This is a genomic window from Streptomyces sp. 6-11-2 (assembly GCF_006540305.1).
In the GTDB taxonomy this organism is placed as follows: Bacteria; Actinomycetota; Actinomycetes; order Streptomycetales; family Streptomycetaceae; genus Streptomyces.
This window is the reverse complement of the sequence record NZ_BJOR01000001.1, coordinates 6700542-6718897: the sequence shown is the minus strand read 5'-3', so window position 1 is coordinate 6718897 and position 18356 is coordinate 6700542. Positions and strand designations below refer to the sequence as shown.

15 protein-coding genes are annotated in these 18356 nt (G+C 69.7%); 13 read left to right on the top strand and 2 right to left on the bottom strand.

All coding sequences use genetic code 11. From position 1 onward, the window contains the following. Positions 1-111: 111 nt before the first annotated feature. Entirely contained in the window at positions 112-1563 is a 1452-nt protein-coding gene (locus TNCT6_RS30020) for an APC family permease (protein WP_141366935.1), read from the top strand. A gap of 92 nt (positions 1564-1655) precedes the next feature. Next, a complete protein-coding gene (locus TNCT6_RS30015; protein ID WP_141363974.1) occupies positions 1656-3293 on the top strand; it encodes an amidohydrolase in 1638 nt (545 codons plus the stop codon). A gap of 25 nt (positions 3294-3318) precedes the next feature. Here TNCT6_RS30015 and TNCT6_RS30010 read toward each other — a convergent pair whose 3' ends face one another. Next, the gene (locus TNCT6_RS30010; RefSeq protein ID WP_141363972.1) at positions 3319-4380 is read right to left on the bottom strand and encodes a LacI family DNA-binding transcriptional regulator; all 1062 of its coding nucleotides are present in this window, start codon (positions 4378-4380) and stop codon (positions 3319-3321) included. Between the two features lie 158 nt (positions 4381-4538). Between TNCT6_RS30010 and TNCT6_RS30005 the strand changes: the two genes are divergently transcribed. From TNCT6_RS30005 to TNCT6_RS29965, 8 genes are all read left to right on the top strand, one after another. Next, positions 4539-6179: an ABC transporter substrate-binding protein gene (locus TNCT6_RS30005; RefSeq protein WP_141363970.1), complete on the top strand. Its 1641-nt coding sequence runs from the start codon at positions 4539-4541 to the stop codon at positions 6177-6179. Next, the gene (locus tag TNCT6_RS30000) at positions 6179-7132 is read left to right on the top strand and encodes an ABC transporter permease (protein ID WP_141363969.1); all 954 of its coding nucleotides are present in this window, start codon (positions 6179-6181) and stop codon (positions 7130-7132) included. The genes TNCT6_RS30005 and TNCT6_RS30000 overlap by 1 nt, the downstream gene beginning before the upstream one ends. Next, positions 7129-8001 carry an ABC transporter permease gene (locus tag TNCT6_RS29995; protein ID WP_141363967.1) on the top strand — a complete coding sequence of 291 codons (873 nt, stop codon included), beginning with the start codon at positions 7129-7131 and terminating at the stop codon, positions 7999-8001. Before TNCT6_RS30000 ends, TNCT6_RS29995 begins: the two co-directional genes overlap by 4 nt. A 5-nt stretch (positions 8002-8006) precedes the next feature. Further along, positions 8007-8987: an ABC transporter ATP-binding protein gene (locus TNCT6_RS29990; protein WP_141363965.1), complete on the top strand. Its 981-nt coding sequence runs from the start codon at positions 8007-8009 to the stop codon at positions 8985-8987. A 5-nt stretch (positions 8988-8992) separates the two neighbouring features. Then, entirely contained in the window at positions 8993-9820 is an 828-nt protein-coding gene (locus TNCT6_RS29985) for an ABC transporter ATP-binding protein (RefSeq protein ID WP_373996251.1), read from the top strand. Between the two features lie 30 nt (positions 9821-9850). Then, positions 9851-11278: an amidase gene (locus tag TNCT6_RS29980; RefSeq protein ID WP_141363963.1), complete on the top strand. Its 1428-nt coding sequence runs from the start codon at positions 9851-9853 to the stop codon at positions 11276-11278. Between the two features lie 725 nt (positions 11279-12003). Then, positions 12004-13149: an exonuclease domain-containing protein gene (locus tag TNCT6_RS29970; RefSeq protein WP_141363961.1), complete on the top strand. Its 1146-nt coding sequence runs from the start codon at positions 12004-12006 to the stop codon at positions 13147-13149. Positions 13150-13762: 613 nt separating this feature from the next. Continuing rightward, entirely contained in the window at positions 13763-15397 is a 1635-nt protein-coding gene (locus tag TNCT6_RS29965; protein ID WP_141366922.1) for an ISAzo13 family transposase, read from the top strand. Between the two features lie 314 nt (positions 15398-15711). On the opposite strand, the gene TNCT6_RS29960 is transcribed toward TNCT6_RS29965, so the two are convergent. Beyond that, a complete protein-coding gene (locus TNCT6_RS29960; RefSeq protein ID WP_141363959.1) occupies positions 15712-16644 on the bottom strand; it encodes a hypothetical protein in 933 nt (310 codons plus the stop codon). A 318-nt stretch (positions 16645-16962) separates the two neighbouring features. Here TNCT6_RS29960 and TNCT6_RS29955 point away from each other — a divergent pair, with 318 nt between their 5' ends. Genes TNCT6_RS29955 through TNCT6_RS41195 form a run of 3 tightly spaced genes read left to right on the top strand, consistent with a single transcriptional unit; the run spans position 16963 to position 18318 of the window. After that, a complete protein-coding gene (locus TNCT6_RS29955; protein WP_172633092.1) occupies positions 16963-17418 on the top strand; it encodes a hypothetical protein in 456 nt (151 codons plus the stop codon). A 60-nt stretch (positions 17419-17478) separates the two neighbouring features. Further along, positions 17479-17730, top strand: a complete 252-nt coding sequence (locus TNCT6_RS41200) for a hypothetical protein (RefSeq protein WP_253266273.1) — start codon at positions 17479-17481, stop codon at positions 17728-17730. A 9-nt stretch (positions 17731-17739) separates the two neighbouring features. After that, positions 17740-18318: a transposase family protein gene (locus TNCT6_RS41195; RefSeq protein ID WP_308789492.1), complete on the top strand. Its 579-nt coding sequence runs from the start codon at positions 17740-17742 to the stop codon at positions 18316-18318. Positions 18319-18356 lie beyond the last annotated feature (38 nt).

Sequence of the window (18356 nt, the reverse complement as noted above, 5' to 3'; positions counted from 1 at the left end):
ATCCGGCCCCTCAGGCCGCTTCCCCCTACAGCAAGGCGAAGATCGTTGGCAGTACCAGTGAAGGGCGCGGGCACCACGCCGGGAACAAGCGCCCCAGCCCCCGAGGCCGCGATGCGGAAGTCCATAGGCGTCGTCGACGGCATCGTGCTCGCCGCGTCGAGCACCGCGGCCACCAGCAGCATCGGCATCGGACTCGGCCTGATGGCGAGTATCGTCGGCCTGCACCTGCCGGCGATCATGCTGCTGGCCTTTCTGCCCGTGCTCGGCATCGCCGGCGGATACGGGCGCCTCAACCGTGCCGAACCCAACGCGGGCAGCAGCTACAAGTGGGTCGGCCGCGTTCTGAGCCCCTGGCTGGGCTTCCTCACCGGATGGGTCAACGTCGTCGGCACGATCGTGTTCATGGCCTACACCACCACGGTGACCGGCTCGGCGATCATCCAGCTCCTCGGCCAGGCCACCGTCCACAGCATCGCCGGCCTCTCCCTCGATCCGGACTCCACCCTCCAGTCCACCCTCCTCGGCATGGCCGTCCTGGTCGCCGCCGCGCTGGTCGCCGTCCGCGGGCTCGACCTCGCGGCGCGACTCCAGAAGTACCTGCTGATCTTCGAATACGGCGTGCTGCTCGTCTTCTGCGGCTACGGCCTGTTCGCCGGGGACCAGCCCTTCTCGCTCCAGTGGTTCAACCCCTTCGACATCCCCTCGGCCGAAGCCCTCGCCCAGGGCATGGTCCTCGCGGTCTTCTGCTACTGGGGCTTCGAGTCCGTCTTCAGCGTCGGTGAGGAAGTCGGTGACCCGCGGGACGCCTCCCGGGGCGGGTTCATCGCGCTGACCGTCATGCTGCTGCTGTTCCTCCTCGCCGGCACCGCCTTCCAGCGGGTGCTGCCGCTGGGCGAACTGGCCGACAACGGCGCGCAGGGGCTCGCCTACTTCGGCACGAAGCTCGCCCACCAACCGCTGGCCGCGCTGCCGCTCATCGCCCTCATGTTCTCCGCGGTGGCGTCACTCCAGGCCGCGGTCATCCCCACCGCCCGCGGGATGTTCGCGATGGGCCGCGACGGCGTCCTCGGCTCCGTCTGGACGCGCCTGCACCCCAGGCACGGGACACCCGCCGCCGGCACCCTGCTGATCACCGCGATCGCCCTCGCCCTCGCCGCGCTGGCGCTGATCATCCCCACCGTCAACGACTTGATCTTCGCCGCGGTCAACGCGATCGGCATCGTCGTCGCCCTCTACTACGCACTCACCGCCGCGGCCGCCGCCGTGCGCTTCCGCCACCTGCTGCGCGCCTCACCCTCGGAGGCTCTGCGCGCGGTCGTCGGACCGGTACTGGGCGCACTCGCGCTGCTCACCATCGGTGGGTACCTCGCCTGGACCTTCTACCGCTCCACCGATCACTTCGAACTCTCCGCCGACAACGGCTGGTTCGCGTTGCTCGTCCCGGTGCTGATGATCGGCTCCGGCCTGCTGGCCGCCGCGTGGGCCCGCTGGCACCGCCGGTCGCCCTACTTCTCACGTTCCCGCGACACCGCCTCCGGCGACGCCTCGGCCGGCGCCGGCTGACCAGCACCCCGCGGACGCACGACGCGGACCGCGACACCTCATTTCTCTCCCACGGCCCACGAACGGGCCGCCCACCACCAGGAGCACCTCCCATGACCAAGGCCGATCTGGTCTTCACCCAAGGCCCCGTGCACACCGGGGACCCCGCCCGCACCCGGGCGAGCAGCCTCGCCGTCACCGGGGACCGGATCACGGCCGTCGGCCACGACGAGGTACGGGAGCTGATCGGCCCGAGGACCGAAGTCGTCGACCTCAGCGGCAAGCTGCTGCTTTCCGGCTTCCAGGACTCCCACATCCACGCCGTCTACGGCGGCATGGAGCTCGCCGAGTGCGACCTCAGCGGCACCGTGGGAGTCGACGAATACCTGCGCCGCATCCGTGAGTTCGCCGACACCCACCCCGGCAGCGGCTGGATCACAGGCGGCGGCTGGTCCATGGAGAGCTTCGAGGGCGGCCTTCCGACCCGGCAGCTGCTCGACTCCGTGGTGCCGGACCGGCCGGTGTACCTGGTCAACCGGGACCACCACGGCGCCTGGGCCAACACCCGCGCGCTCGAACTCGCCGGCGTCACCCGGGACACCCCGGACCCCGACGACGGCCGGATCGAACGAGAGGGCGACGGCGCACCGAGCGGCGTCCTCCAGGAGGGAGCCACCGGCCTGGTGGCCCGGCTGGTGCCCGCGAAGACCGCCGCCGACCGCCTCGACGGCCTGCTGCGCGCTCAGCGGCTGCTGCACTCGCTCGGCATCACCGGCTGGCAGGACGCCCTGCTCGGCGAGTTCAACGGCCAGCCCGACCCCTCCGACGCCTACCTCACCGCCGCCCGCGAGGGAACCCTCACCGCCCGGGTCAACGGCGCGCTCTGGTGGGACCGCGGCCGAGGTTCGGACCAGATCCCGGAGCTGGTCTCCCGCCGCGCGGAACTGAGCCACGGCAGGTTCCGGGCCGGCTCGGTGAAGATCATGCAGGACGGCATCGCGGAGAACTTCACCGCCGCGATGACCAGCCCCTACCTGGACGGCTGCGGCTGCGCCACCGCCAACAGCGGCCTGAGCTTCGTCGACCCGGTCGCGCTGCGTTCGTACGTCACCGAACTCGACGCGCTCGACTTCCAGGTGCACTTCCACGCCCTCGGCGACCGCGCGGTGCGCGAGGCGCTGGACTCGATCGAGGCGGCCCGCACCGCCAACGGCCGCCGCGCCACCCGGCACCACCTCGCCCACTTGCAGGTGGTCCATCCCGACGACATCCCGCGCTTCGCGCGGCTCGGCGCGATCGCCAACATCCAGCCGCTGTGGGCCGCCCACGAGCCGCAGATGGACGAACTGACCATCCCCTTCCTGGGTCCCGAACGCGCCGCCCGGCAGTACCCCTTCGGCTCCCTGCTGCGGGCCGGCGCGACCCTCGCGGCGGGCAGCGACTGGTCCGTGAGCAGCCCCGACCCGCTCGCCGGTATCCATGTCGCCGTCAACCGGATGGAGCCCGGGGCGACCGACGGCCGGGTCTTCCTGCCCGAACAGCGCCTCGACCTCGCCACCGCGGTCGCGGCCTACACAGCGGGTTCGGCCCACGTCAACGGCCTGGACGACACCGGCACCCTGCGGCCGGGCCACCTCGCCGATCTGGTGGTCCTCGACCGGGACATCTTCACCGCCCCGGCCGAGGAGATCCACACGGCCCGGGTTCTGCGGACCTACGTGGGGGGAGCACTGGTGCACTCCGCCTCCTGACGGCCGCACCGTCGGAGCGCGACCGTCAGGAGGTGGAATCGCCCCCGCGCCCCGACGACGTCCTGATCTCCAGTTTCGTCCGCACCAGCGCGCCCGTCGGCTCCTGGCTCCCGCTCTCCAAGGCCGCGACGAGCAGCTCGACGCCCTTCTCGGCCACGCTCACCGGCTGGAGGCTCAGGGTCGTGACGGGCGGGTCGGCGTGGGCGGCCGAGGTGTCCTCGCTCGCGCACACCAGCATCAGGTCGCCGGGGACCGACAGGCCCAGGCGGCGTGCGGCGTCGAGCACCAGCGGCGGGTTGGCCTCGGTCAGCACGAACAGGGCGTCCGGCCGGTCGGGCGTGGTGAGGGACCGTTCGACCGCCTCGATGGCAGGGCCGTTCCCCGGCCGGGCCGAATGGGTGACACGAGGCGTGGCGCGCTGCTCGGCGCACCAGCGCCGGTAGGCGTCCAGGGCCGCCGTGTAGAAGCGGGTCGGGGTGTCGGGCGCCACGACCGCGATGCGCCGTGCGCCCTGTGCGTGCAGATGGTCCAGCACCTCGCGTACGGCGGCGTCGGCGTCGACGTCCACCCAGTGCGTGCCGGGACGGCCCTCCACCGAGCGGTCGGTGGACAGCAGGATGCGGGCGGCGATGAAGTCCTCCACCAGGGGATCGTCCACGAGCGGGTCGGCGACGATCGCGGCGTCGAGCGGCAGGTCGGCCCACTCGTCGGGCGAGGAGCCGGTGGGCAGCAGCACCAGGCCGTAGCCGTGGCGCAGGGCCGCGGTCGCGACGGCGCTGGTCAGTTTGGTGAAGTAGGAGGAGTCCATGTAGGACCCGGGGCCCGTGGGGTACTCCCCCACGGCGTAGCCGATGAGCCTGGCGTGCCCGGCGCGCAGCAGCCGTGCCGTCGGGTTGGGCCGGTAGCCGAGGCGGCGTGCGACCTCGCGGGCGTGCTCGCGCACGGCCGGCGAGAGGCGCCCGGTGCCGTTGAGCGCCGCGGAGACGGTGGTCTTGGACAGGCCCGCCTCGCGGGCGACGTCGACGAGGCGCACCCGGGGGACGGCGGCCGGGACGCCGTGGCCAGTGCGGCGCGGAGTTTCGGTCATGCGCTGATGCTGCCAGTCCCGCGCGCCACCGTCCACGCGTCTCTGACCTTTAAAAAACCGTTCCCGCAAACCCTTGTGCGGGAACGTTCCCGCACCAATACTCGCTGCAACCTCCAGAACCCTCGACCCCCCGGAAAGGGGCCGGTTCCTTGCGTGCCTTGCGTACCTCCAGATCCACCGCCCTGCTCGCCGGAGCCGTAGCGCTGGCTGCGACCGTCTCCGGCTGCTCCGGCGCCTCGTCCACCAGCGCCGGATCCGCCAAGGGCGGCACCACCTATCAGGTCTCAGCGGACACACCCGCGGCCAAGGGCTCGATCTCGTCGTTCTCCTGGTCGCTGTACGCCGAGCCGTACTCCCTCGACTACACGCAGGCCTGGGACTACCCGCCCAACACCGTCCTGGCGAACGTCTGCGAGCAGCTGTTCCGCATCACGCCGGACATGAAAATCGCGCCGGGCCTGGCCGTGAAGTCGGCCAATCCCGACCCGCTGACCTGGGTGTACACCCTGCGCAGCGGCGTGAAGTTCCATTCCGGTTCGACCATGACCGCGGACGACGTCGTCGCCTCACTGAAGCGCCATCTCGACCCGGCCGTGGGCTCGGCGTGGGGCAGCGCGTTCAAGAACGTCGCCTCGGTCACCAAGACCGGCCCGCTCGAAGTGACGATCAAGCTCAACAAGCCCGACGTCCTGCTCGACGAACTGATGGCGGCCTCCCCCGGCACCATCGAGAGCGCCGCGTTCCTCGCCAGGACCGGACGGGACTACGGCAACCCGAAAGCCGGCGTCGACTGCACCGGCCCCTACACGCTCGGCACCTGGGCCCAGGGCGACAGCATCACCCTGAAGAAGAACCCCACGTACTGGGACAGCACGCTGACCCCCAAGGCGGAAAGCGTCAAGTTCGTCTTCATCCAGGACCCGGCCGCGCGCACCAACGCCTGGCTCTCCGGATCGGTCGACGGCGGGTACCTGGTGCCGGCCACCTCGATCGGGCAGCTCAAGTCGACCTCGCGGGGCAAGCTGTACTTCGGCCCGAACACCGCCGCCTCCGACCTCGCCGTCTTCAACCTCAAGGGCACACTCGGCGATCTGAAGGTCCGTAAGGCCCTGTCCATGGCGCTGGACCGGCAGAGCATCATCAAGGCCGCCGTCGCGGGAGTGGCCGTCCCGGCCAAGGCCCCGGCCGCGCGGGGCGCCTGGCAAACCGCCCCGGACCGAACGGAACGCTACTTCTCCGACCTTCCCGACCTGGTGTACGACATCGACGACGCCAAGAAGCTGATCAAGGAGGCAGGTGCGACCGGCAAGAAGGTCGTCATCGCGAGCAGCACGCTCACCCCGGAGATAACCGTCGTCGCCAACGCCGTGCAGGCGGCCGGCAAGCAGATCGGCCTCGACGTGCAGATCAAGCCGATCGCGCCCGACGCGTACACCGCGCTCTTCACCGACCCGCACGCCAGCGCCGGCATCGACCTGGTGTTCACCAACGGCTACATCAACTCACCCGACCCGCTCGAGTTCTACCAGTCGTTCCGCACCGGCGACTTCGGCAACTACGGCAAGTACTCGAACCCTGAGTTCGATGCGCTCTACGACCGGGCGACGGCGGTCGCCGACCCGGCCGCACGTGCCGACCTGACCGCCGAGCTGCAGAAGATCGCGCTGCGCGACCTGCCCGCCATCCCGCTGTACGAGGCTCCCCACTCGGTGTTCCTGGGCAGCCGGATCACCGGTGCCCCGGCCGGCATCGCCCAGCTGTACTACCCCTGGGCCGCGAAGATCGGCTCGGCGAACTGATGACCCGTTACCTCCTCGGCCGGCTCCTGGGGCTGGTGACCGTGCTGCTGATCACCTCGTTCCTGGTCTTCAGCGCGGTGCACCTGGCCCCGGGGGATCCGGTGTCCTTCCTTCTCAAGGGCCACCCGGTGTCGCCGGAGACCAAGGCCGCGATCCGCGCCCAGTACCACCTCGACGACCCGTTCTTCACCCAGTACCTGAAGTGGGTCGGCGATGTGCTGCACGGCGACTTCGGGCGCTCCGTCCAGTTCCGGCACGACGTCGGGTCCCTGATCGGCTCGCGTCTGCCGAGCACGGCCCTGCTCGTCGGGTACTCGGCGGTGCTGGTCTGTCTCTGCGGCGTGCTCGCGGGCATCCTCGCCGCGCTGCGCCCCGGGGCGATCGACCGCGTGGTGCTCCTGTGCACCGGCGTGGCCACGGCGACCCCGCCGTTCGTCAGCGCCATCGTGCTGGTCTCGCTGTTCTCCGTGCAGCTGGGCTGGTTCCCCGGGCCCGGCGACGGCGGCACCGGTTTCGCGGACCGGCTCTACCACCTGACGCTGCCCGCTTTCGCCCTCGCGGTCACCCTCGCCGGGCTGCTGGCCCGGGTGACCCGCTCCTCGATGCTCGACCAACTGGGGCGGGAGCACGTGGAGGTGGCGCGTTCCCGCGGGGTCGCCGAGGGCGACGTGGTGCGCCGGCACGTGCTGCGCAACGCGCTCGGCCCGATCGTCACCGTCGGCGGCACGATGCTCGCCGGACTCCTGGTGAGCACCTCGATCGTGGAGACCGCCTTCAATGTGTCCGGGGTCGGCTCACTGCTCGTGCAGTCGGTGACGGTCAAGGACTTCCCCGTGGTGCAGGCGATCACGCTGATCACCGTGGCGGCGTTCGTGCTGGTGAACCTGGTCGTGGACCTCCTCGCGCCGCTCATCGACCCCCGGCTGACCCTCACCCGGCGAGGTGCCTCATGACCACCGCAGTCGACGTCACCGAGCTGCGCCGACGTCCCGGTCTGCGCCGCCTGCGCGTGTTCGGCCAGGGGCCGCTGTTCACCGCGGCCGTCCTGCTGCTGGCCGTGCTGGTGGCCGTCGCCGTGTGCGCACCGCTGCTCGCGCCGTACGACCCCGACGCCCTCGATCTGCAGGCCACCCTGGCCGGGAGCAGCACCGACCACCTCCTGGGAGCCGACCAGTCGGGCCGCGACGTGCTGTCGCGGCTGCTGTACGGCGCGCGCTCCGGGCTGCTCGGACCGCTCGTGGTCGTCGCGTTGTCGACCCTGCTGGGCATCCTGGTGGGCGTCGTCGCCGCCTGGCGCGGCGGCTGGGTGGACGCGGTCCTCTCCCGGTCGATGGACCTGGTGTTCTCCTTCCCCGGCCTGCTTGTGGCGATCATGTTCGTGGCTGTCACCGGACCGGGCATGACCGCGCCGGTCATCGCCATGGCGGTCGCGTACACGCCGTACGTGGGCCGCCTGGTGCGCAGCATCGCCCGGCAGGAGAAGGCCCGTCCGTACATCGAGTCGTACCTCGTCCAGGGCTGGTCGGGCTGGACGATCTGCGTCCGGCACCTGTTGCCCAACATCACGCCGACGGTGCTCGCCCAGTCGGCGATCAACTTCGGGTACGCCCTGATGGACCTCGCGGCTCTCTCCTTCCTCGGCTTCGGGGTACAGCCGCCGACCGCCGACTGGGGCGCGATGATCAACGAGGGTGAGGGCGCGCTGTTGCAGGGCGCGATGCTTCCCGCGCTCGCGCCGTCCGTGTGCATCGTGCTCGCCGTCGTGGCGTTCAGCATCGTCGGCGAGGGCATCGCCGACCGGGTCGCGAAGCGGGAACGGTGAGGCGAATGACTGTGCAGCGGACTCTTCTTGAGATCGACAACCTCACCGTGCGGCTGCCCGAGGGGCTCGCGGCCCGGCCGATCCTGGACGGTGTGTCCCTGCGCGTCGCGGCGGGCGAGACCGTCGGCCTGGTCGGCGAATCCGGTTCGGGCAAGTCGGTCGCGTGCCGCAGCGTGCTCGGACTGCTGCCCGAAAAGGCGCGGACGGAGGGCGAGGTCCGTGTGGCGGGTCGCGACGTACTGACGCTGGACCGCAAGGAGTTGAATGAGCTGAGGACCCGTCAGGTCTCGATGATCTTCCAGGACCCGCGTGCCTCGGTCAATCCGATGCGGCGCGTGGGCGACTTCCTCACCGAGGGAATGCGTGCCGCCGGCGTACCTGCGGCGGCGGCGACGGACCGTGCCGAGGAACTCCTCGACGCGGTGGGCATCCGCGACCCGCGAGGCGCGCTGCGACGCCACCCGCACCAGTTCTCCGGCGGCATGCTCCAGCGGGTCGTCATCGCGGCGGCACTCGCGAACCGGCCCTCACTGCTCGTCGCCGACGAGCCGACGACCGCACTGGACGTCACGACCCAGGCCGAGGTCATCTCCATCCTCACCCGCCTGCAGGCCGAGCGCGGCACGGGGATGCTCTTCGTCACCCACGACCTGGAACTGGCCTCGGCCATCTGCGACCGCGTCTACGTCATGTACGCGGGACGGATCGTCGAGACGCAGGCCGCAGGCGACCTGTTCGAGCGCCCGCGCCACCCGTACACGGCCGGACTCCTCGCCTGCACACCCCGCGTCGAACCCGACGCGGCGCCGCCACGGCCCATCCCCGGCCGCCCGGTCTCGCTCGCCGAGTCGCCGGCCGGGTGCGCGTTCGCCGCGCGCTGCGCGCATGCGCAGGAGCGTTGCCCGGTCGAGAAGCCCGCCCTGCGGCAGTACGACGGCCAGGGTCTGGTCGCCTGCCTGCGCGCCGAAGAAGGGATCCTGCTGTGACTGCTGTGACTGCCGTGACAGGGAGCACCGGCGCGTCCGGTCTCGTGGTGGACGGACTGCGCAAGGAGTTCGGCGGCCACGCGGCGGTCGACGGCGTCTCCTTCACTCTGCGGCCGGGAGGCTCACTGGGCATCGTCGGCGAGTCCGGCTGCGGCAAGACCACCACGGCACGCATACTCGTCGGCCTCGAGACACCCGATGCCGGCACGGTCCACCTGGGCGGACGCGACCGTTCGGCACGCACCCGCGGCCGGGCCGAACGGCTGGCCCGCGCCCGCGAGATCCAGATGGTGTTCCAGGACCCGTACCTCTCCCTCGACCCCCGCATCAGCGTGAGCGCGTGCGTCGAAGAGGTCCTGCGCCTGTACTTCCCGCTGGACGCGCCGGCGCGGCGCAGGCGGGTCGCCGAACTCCTCGACCAGGTGGGGCTGGGAGAGCGCGAGGCCATGGCCCTGCCCCGCCGGTTGTCCGGAGGGCAGCGTCAACGCGTGGCGATCGCCCGGGCGTTGGCGGCCCGACCGCAGGTGCTCATCCTCGACGAGGCGGTCGCCGCCCTCGACGTCTCCATCCAGGCGCAGATCCTCGACCTGCTCGCCGGCATCCGCCGCGACGAGGGCATCGGCTTCCTCTTCGTCAGCCACGACCTCGCGGTCGTCCGGCACATCACCGACGAGGTGGTCGTGCTCAGGGCCGGAAAGATCGTCGAATCCGGCCCCACGACAACTGTCCTGACCACCCCCGAGCATCCCTACACCCGCCTCCTGCTCGACTCCGTACCGCGGCCCGGATGGGATCCGGACCGCATCTCCGCAGGCCGCCGCGCGCTTGCCTGACCCTTCCAACTCATCACGGAGGAACATCACATGACCGATCTCACCGACCTCGCCCATCTGCCGGCCACCGAGGCCCTGCGTCGGTTCCGCGACCGCTCCCTGTCACCGGTGGAGCTGATGACCGCGGTCATCGCGCGCGCCGAAGCCGTCGAACCAAAGGTCAACGCACTCGCCGAGCGGATCTTCGAGGAGGCCCTCGCCGCCGCCTGCGAGGCCGAGGCACGGTACATGGGCAAGGGCGGCGCGCCCCGCGCGCTCGAGGGTCTCGCCGTCGCGACGAAGGAGGAGCAGCCGATCGCGGGCCGCCGCAGTTCGGACGGCTCCCTGGCATTCCAGGACGAGATCGCCGAGCAGACGCACCCGGTCATCGAGCGGGTCCAGGCTGCCGGCGGCATCGTGCACGCGCGGACCACGACCCCGGAGTTCAGCTGTGCGGGGTACACGCAGTCACGGCTGTGGGGAGTCACCCGCAACCCGTGGAACCTGGAATACACCCCGGGCGGCTCCTCCGGCGGCGCGGGTGCCGCGCTCGCGGCGGGTGAGACGACGCTCGCGACCGGCTCCGACATCGGCGGCTCCATCCGCATCCCCGCCTCGTACACAGGCACGGTCGGCTTCAAACCGCCGTACGGGCGCGTGCCCGCGATGACGCCGTTCAACCTCGACACGTACTGCCACGACGGTCCGATGGCGCGCACCGTCGCCGACTGCGCCCTGCTGCAGAACGTCATCGCAGGACCCCACCCCCTGGACGCGGTCTCGCTGCGGCCCGAACTCGTGCTGCCCGAGCGGTTCGAGAGCGCCGAGGGCCTGCGGGTGGCGCTCTCGGTCACCCTCGGTGACTGGCCAGTCGATCCCGAGGTCGAGGCCAACACCCGCGCGGTCGCCCAGGCACTGCGCGCGGCCGGGGCCGTCGTCGAGGAAGTCGAGGTCCCCATCATGCGGGCGGACGTGATGCGGGCAGCGATGATCCACTTCGGTTCCGTCTTCGGCCCCTACATAGGGTCGGTCGCCGCCGAGCACGGTGACCGGCTCACCACGTACGCCCTCGACTTCGCCCGGCGGGCCGCCGAGGCCGTCCGCGAACCCGGCAGCTTCCTGCAGGGCCTTGAGATCGAGGCCGCGGTGCAGACGACGCTCGGCGCCCTGCTGGAGGGCTACGACGTCCTGCTGTGCCCGACCACAGCCGTCCCGGCGCTCAAGGCGGACGACGACTACCTCTCGACCAAGGTCGTGATCAACGGAGTCGAGCTGGACTTCTACCTGGAAGCCGCGATGACCACGGTGTTCAACATCGCCAGCCGCTGCCCGGTGCTGAGCGTGCCGTCCGGTTTCGCCTCGACCGGAGTGCCGACGGGGGTGCAGGTCGTCGGGCGCACCTACGACGACACCACGGTGTTCCGCGCCGCGGCGGCGATCGAGGCCGTCCGGCCCTGGAACAGGGTCCCGGTCCTCTGACCCGACGTCTGACGGGCCCGGCGTGCCGGTGGCTGCTGCTGGACGCGACGAACTCCTCCCACGTCAGCTCGCCGGGCAGCCCGTTCGCGCCGATGTTCCGCCAGGAGCCCCACCCGTCGCAGTGCCGCCCCTGCTCGCCCAGCTGGCCGCGGGCCCTGTCGAACATCCACGACACCAGGCGGCGCCGCCAGTTGGGCCAGTGCCACTCCTCCGGGTCGCGCTCCGGGATGTCGCGGTAGATGGGCAGCTGCACGTCGACGACGTCATCCAGGCGCACCTCCATGTCCGCGAACGCGCGGCCGGCGGCGCGGATGTCGCATTCGTCATACGTCCAGCGGGCTTTGTACTTGTAGCAGCGCACCCCTATGTCGCCGAAGAAGACGTGGCCGTGCTGCCGCAGGCCAGGCATGTGAAGGAGCTCGTCAGGGTCCAGCGGGACCGTGGCGTTCTGCGTCAGGTCCGCGAAGAGGGAGCGTGCGTACTCCCGGCTGATGGGCATGGCCGGGATGGTGGCAGACGGCACTGACAACGTCTCCCGGCCTGCACGGCGTCGCCGGCCGGTTCCTTCAACACTTCGCCCGCTCCTCCTTCAACACCCAGGCAGCCTCATGACGGCAGACTGCAGGTGGCGTGCACATCCTGACCGCGTTCCATGGCCCACTTCTGGACCAACTCCCCGAACCTCACCGAGTGTGTGAAGATTTCAAGGACTTCGGGGAGGAATCATGAGTGACGCCTGGGTTTCGATCGACTTCGAGACGGCCAACTACTGGCCTGGGAGTATCTGTTCAGTCGGCATGACAGCTGTCGTGGGTGGCGAGATCACGGAGCGGTTCACCACCCTGGTGAGCCCTCCCGGTGGCGGCGGCTTCGCGGCGTACAACACATCCATCCATCGCATCACTGCGTCGATGGTCGAGAGCGCGCCTGCCTGGCCAGCGACTCTGGGGCAAATCCTCGACTTCGCCGACGGACGTCCCTTGGTCGCGCACAATGCCGCGTTCGACCTCGGAGCGTTGCGCGCGGCCTGTACAGAGACGGGCCTGCAGTGGCCGGAACTTCGGTATGCCTGTTCGCTAGTTGTCGCTCGCCACACGTGGAGACTGCTCGCCTATCGGCTTCCGTTCGTCGCGGAGGCCGCGGGCGTATCCATGGAGGGGCCTCATCACGACGCTCAGGCGGACGCCGACACCGCAGCTCGCGTCATGCTCGCCGCCTTGGCTGAGCACGGGGCAGACGGACTCGACGACCTCATGCGGAAGCTCCAGATTCGCTACGGCCGGCTTTACCCGGATTCCGGATCATGGTCGAACTGCCGTCGACGCGTTCAGGAGAAGCGCCCGCCCGTCCCGACAGCGAATCCTGACGCCGATCCCGAAGGTGCTTTGTACGGGCGTCATGTCTGTATCACCGGCACGTTGAGCTCCCTGACCCGCACTGAAGCGCAACAACGCCTGGCAGACGTCGGCGCACAAGCCACGACCGGGGTGAGCCGCAAGACGGACATATTGGTCGTTGGTACTGCCGACCCTACGCGCTTTGCCCCCGGCATGACGCTCAGCGGGAAGCACCAGAAGGCGCAGCAACTCCTCGACGCCGGGCACGACATCGAGGTCATCTCCGAGACCGATCTTCTGGAATTGCTTTCTCTCTCCGCCGCCAGTCCCGTAGCCCCAGATACCCCGCAGCGAGCAGAGGAACTGTCTCCTGCGGAGGCAGTCACACGACACGCGAACCTCTGTACAGAGATCGACGACCACCGGTTCCGCTATCACGTCAAGGATGCACCTGTAATCAGTGACGCGGCGTTCGATCAACTCGTACTTGAGAGGCGTGCACTTGAGAAGGCACATCGCTCCCTTCAGAGCTGACTTCCGCGACGCGCTCGGCATCTCGAACCCAACCTCACGGGGCCCACTACCTCTTCGCCGCCTACGACCTGGCGCAGGGCAGGCTCTATGGCTGCATCATGCCTCGCGCCCTTGAGCTGGATCACCTGCAACTGGCGCGACGGGGGTTGGCCGCTCGACGACGACAGATAAGCACCCAACGGCGGCTGACCCACAGCCGCCAGGCGCTGACGACCCTGGCCCGCCTTCGCTTCAACCACTCCCTCGCCGAGCTCGCAGGCAGCACTCGCGTGAGTGTGACCCCAGCGGTACCGCCGCGCAAAGTCGGGGCAGGTATGGCAACCAGCCGCCTTCGGTGCGTACATAACGTGATCAAAGCCACTCTGTGTTACTTGGCAGTTCACTCGATCGCCAGATTGGCCATATGTCAAAGTACGCAGGGGCTGCCCTATGTGACTCATGGGGCAGGTGAACGATCTGGTGGATTCATGGATCAGCGGGGGCGTGTTAGTGAGGCAAGGCAAGCCGAAAGCCGGGATGTACCTACGGCCAGGGAGTCGCCGAAAAATAACTTCGGTGTCTTGTAGGGCTGTTGGGGCCTTAGGGTGCTGCTGTGGTGGAGGGGATCGAGGCGGTGCTGGCGGAGAAGTTCGCCCGGTTGTTGCCGCATCTGGACGAACGACGGCGCCGGCTGGTGCTGGGAGCGGACGCGCGGGCTCTGGGGTATGGCGGTGTCCGATTGGTCGCTCGTGCTGCCCGGGTGTCGGAGGAGACGGTCTCGCGCGGGGTGGCGGAACTGGTCGGCGGGCCGGGGCCCTCGGGCCGGGTGAGGCGGGAGGGCGGGGGCCGGAGACGTCTGCGCGAGAAGCACCCCGGTCTGTTGCCGGCCCTGCTGGCGCTGGTGGAACCCGACCAGCGGGGTGATCCGGAGTCGCCGCTGCTGTGGACGACGAAGTCGACACGGAAGCTGGCGGGTGAGTTGACCGCCCAGGGATTCCGGGTGGGGTCCGACACGGTTGCGGCCCTGCTGAAGGAGGAGGGCTTCTCCCTGCAGGGCACCAGCCGGACGACCGAGGGAGCCCGTCATCCGGACCGGGACGCCCAGTTCCATTACATCAACGGCCAGGTCCAGGAGTTCACCGGAGCCGGTGAGCCGGTGATCAGCGTGGACGCCAAGAAGAAGGAAGTACTGGGCGACTACGCGGTTATCGGGCGGGAGTGGCATCGCAGCGGTGAGCCGGTGAGGGTGCGGGCCCACGACTACCCCGAGAAGAACGCGCAGAAGGCAGTCCCGTACGGAATCTACGACCTGTCCGCGGACACCGGCTGGGTGTCGGTGGGCTGCGACGGCGACACCTCCGCGTTCGCGGTGGCCACGCTCCGACGCTGGTGGGACGGCGAAGGCCGGCACCGATACCCGCACGCGACCCGTCTGCTGATCACCGCCGACGCCGGCGGCTCGAACGGCTACCGGGTGAAAGCGTGGAAGAAGGAACTCGCGGACTTCGCCCTCTCGGCGGGCCTGACCGTAACGGTCTGCCACTTCCCTCCGGGCACGTCGAAGTGGAACAAAATAGAGCACCGGCTCTTCTCACGCATCAGCACGAACTGGCGCGGACGCCCGCTGACCAGCCATGAGGTCGTCGTCAACACCATCGGCGCGGTCACCACGAGCACGGGCCTCACTGTCCACGCCGAGCTCGACCCCGGCCAGTACCCCACCGGCGTCACCGTCCCCGACGAGGTCATGGAGCGCCTCCCGCTCACCCCCCACGAGTGGCACGGCACCTGGAACTACACGCTGCGTCCCGAACCCCTCGCCCCACCGGCTCCGCCGCCGCCCCGCGACCCGTCCTTCGGCCGGTTCCCACCTGGGGACAAGACCCCTGCCTGGCTCCGGCACCCCAGCCTCACCGGCCTGGAAACCCCGGCTTTCGACGACCTCGTCACCCGCTACCGCGGCTACCTCGCCGAACACCCCCCGATCCTGCTTCCCGGCAAACGCCCCGACGGCGGTCCCGGCGCAGGCGGCCGACGCCTGTCCGCCGCCGACCACATCGTCGTCCTCCTCCTCAAAAAGCGCTGGTCCATGACCCACGCACTACTCGCCGAAACGACCGGCCTGACCAAGACAAGGATCGGCTCCACCATCCGGGACGCCGCCTCAGTCCTTACCGCGCTGGGGGAAACCGTGCCCACCGGCCCTCTCACCGTGACCACGGCCGAACAACTCGCCGCCATCGCCGGACACGACCTCACACCCCCGTAACCCATCAAGATCGAGAAGTTATTTTTCGGCGACTCCCAGGGCTTCGGCGTAGTCTCGCGACGTCTGGTTCGTAATGGTCTGCGAGCTCAGCCGCAGGGCACCTCGACAGACACGGCTTCCATGGTCCAGGCGTTCTGGACGCGACCGTGTCACAGCTCTTCGGGCAGTTCGTCCAGGTCCCTTGTGGCGGACCACAGAGCGAACGGTGTCGTGTCCGCGGCTGAGAACAGCATCCCCGAGGGGGGCGCCGCCTGGCTGGCGACGGCATCCGGCCGTTACTGACGTCATTTTTGTTCGGTCGCCTGTGTGTGTCGTCACGGTCTGACGGCTGACGCGTCGAGGTAGACGATGCGCTCTGCCGGTTCGTCGTCACGTCGATCGAAGCGCTTCGGTATGCCAGCAGGGAGGGCCGGGGCCAGCGCGTGGAACACCGCTGCGTACGCGTCGGGGCCGTAGTCCCGGTAGTGCTTCGTCGCCTGTAGCCACAACGCGCCCGACGGCAGGCGGACCACCTCATGGAACGCGCCGGTGGCGCGCAGGGCACCTGCACCGCCGAGGGGTCCGGCCAGTTCCTTTGGGCAGATCGTCCACCACTCGTATCCACGCAGTGCCTGACGGCTCATCGGGATTGTCTCGTAGGGGAACTTCCATGGAGGACCCAGCGTGCGTTCGAGACCCGTTTTGCCCAGCCCGTCGTCGTAGGTGATATTTGCGAAGGACGAGTCCATACCTTCACTGATGCCGCGCAGGAAGCGGAGCACTACCTCCTGCTGTGTGGGGTCGAGCAAGTCCCCCTCGGGAATTCTGCAGGACAGTACCGCCCAATCGATCGCCTCCGGCCAATCCCGGGCCTCGGGGCGGTCGACCGTGATTCGCAGAGGGCTTCTACCTGGGTAGCCGCGTTCGTCGAGGACCGAGAGCCCGATCGTCGCGGTGCGCGGGGGATCGGCCAACTGGCGCAGGAACCACGACATGCTTCGCGCCGAGATCACGCGGCTGGAACGGCGCAGCTGCCGCCCGTCGTGGCGGGCGATCGAGACGAAGCCCCAGGCAGCGTGCGGCGGTCCGCATGGCATGCTGCGCCGCATTGCTTCCATAGGCAGCTTCGGTCCCTCCTCCAGTGCCTGTCGATGGCTGCCTGCCAGCGCGGCAAAGCCCCCATCCAGCCACGCGCGCGCCATCTCCTCGTAGGTCGTGGGATCGGGCCACTCCACGTTGATCTCGGCAAACAGGTAGTGATCTGGCACGCAGGCATCCCATCAGACACCACCGACATTGGGGGGCATAGCCAAGGCGGCAGGTTGCGGCGTGCCCGCGTGACGCCCGTTTTGCCGTCTCATGAGGCCGAGGATTGCGAGCGGGCGGCGTGGATCGCGGGCGTTGCGGCGCAGGTCGGCTGCAATGAAGCCCCGCCATCTTGAAGTGGCTGGTCAGGGGTCTGGTGTGACTCCGTCTCGGGGTGCTCGTGCTGGTCGTGGGCGGCAGTCTGCGGGGTAGATCGTCTGGCGGGGCGGTTTTGCGGATTCCCATCCGCGGTCGCCGGTGCCGCTCCTACGATCCGGCGCATGACGGACCCCGAGGTGCTGGAGCGGATCGCCGCGCGACGCGCGGAGCTGGACGGGCTCGAAGAGCAACTGGCCAAGCAGCTGGCGGAGGTGCGGGCCGAGCGGGACGAACTCGCCGTGGCCGAGCGGGTACTGCAGCGGATGACCGAGCAGATCGCCGACGAGCGCGCGGAGGCCGGGTCGCCGATCGTCCAGGTGGCGGGGCGGGCGGTGCGGCTGGTCCCAGACCGCGCGCCCGGTGTGGAGGACGGTGTGCTGCCGGCGGAGTACCAGCGCATCCTGGCCGCCGTGCGACAGGCCGCCGGTCCGGTCGCCACCCGGCAGATCGGCGAGGTTCTGGGGCTCGATACCGGGGTGCGGGGCAAGCTGGAACCGCTGCGCGGGAAGCTGACGAAGCTGGCCGACCGCGGCTGGCTGCACAAACGGCCCGACGGAAAGTTCACCGCCCGCCCGTGACCGGGCAAGTGGAGCGGCCAGGAGCGTAACTGCGATGCCTCCGGCGGCCGTTGGGATTGTGTGACGAAAACCAACGACCATGCCGGGGACACCGTGTCCCTGGTCTACCAGTGCCGCCTGCCGCTGTCCACGCACACCGTCAACCACCTCGCCGACCTGCTGCGACGCCATCTGAAGGCGATACGGTCCCGGTGGCGGGCGCTGCCACCGGGGAAGATCGCGGTGATCGTCCTGGCCGTGCTGCGGCACGACCAGCGCCTGGCCGACATGGCCGGTCGCAACGACGTCTCCGCCACCACCATCCGGCGCTGACGCGACGAGCTGATCGCCCTGCTGGCCGCCCGGGCGCCGCGGCTGGACCGCACCCTGAAGAAGATCGCCAAACGGGGCGGTGAGGTCGTCCTGATCGACGGCACCCTCATCCCCACCCAGCGCCGTACCGGGAAGGCGAACCGACCGAACTGCTCTGGCAAACACCACCGCCACGGCCTGCACGTCCTCGCCCTCACCGACGACAAGGGCCGCCTGATCTGGATCTCCGCCGCCCGCCCCGGCCGCACCCACGACATCACCGCCGCCCGCCGCGACCACATCCTCGCCCACCTGCGCACCGTCGGCCTCGGCGCCCTGGCCGACCTCGGCTTCCTCGGCCTGGACGACGAACCGGACGACCCCGTGGTCGTCACCGGCTTCAAAGCCACCCGCGCCCGCAAGCTCACCCCCGCCGAGAAGGAAGCCAACCGAGTCCTCGCCGCCGGACGCGCCCCCGTCGAGCACGGCTTCGCCCACCTGAAGAACTGGAGGATCCTCACCAAGCTCCGCACCGACCCCGCCCGCGCCACCCACCTGCTTCACGCGCTGCTCGTCCTGACGAACATCGAGGCCACTACCGACAATTGATCTCTACCGCAGTTAGCCCACGATCAGCACATCCCCCG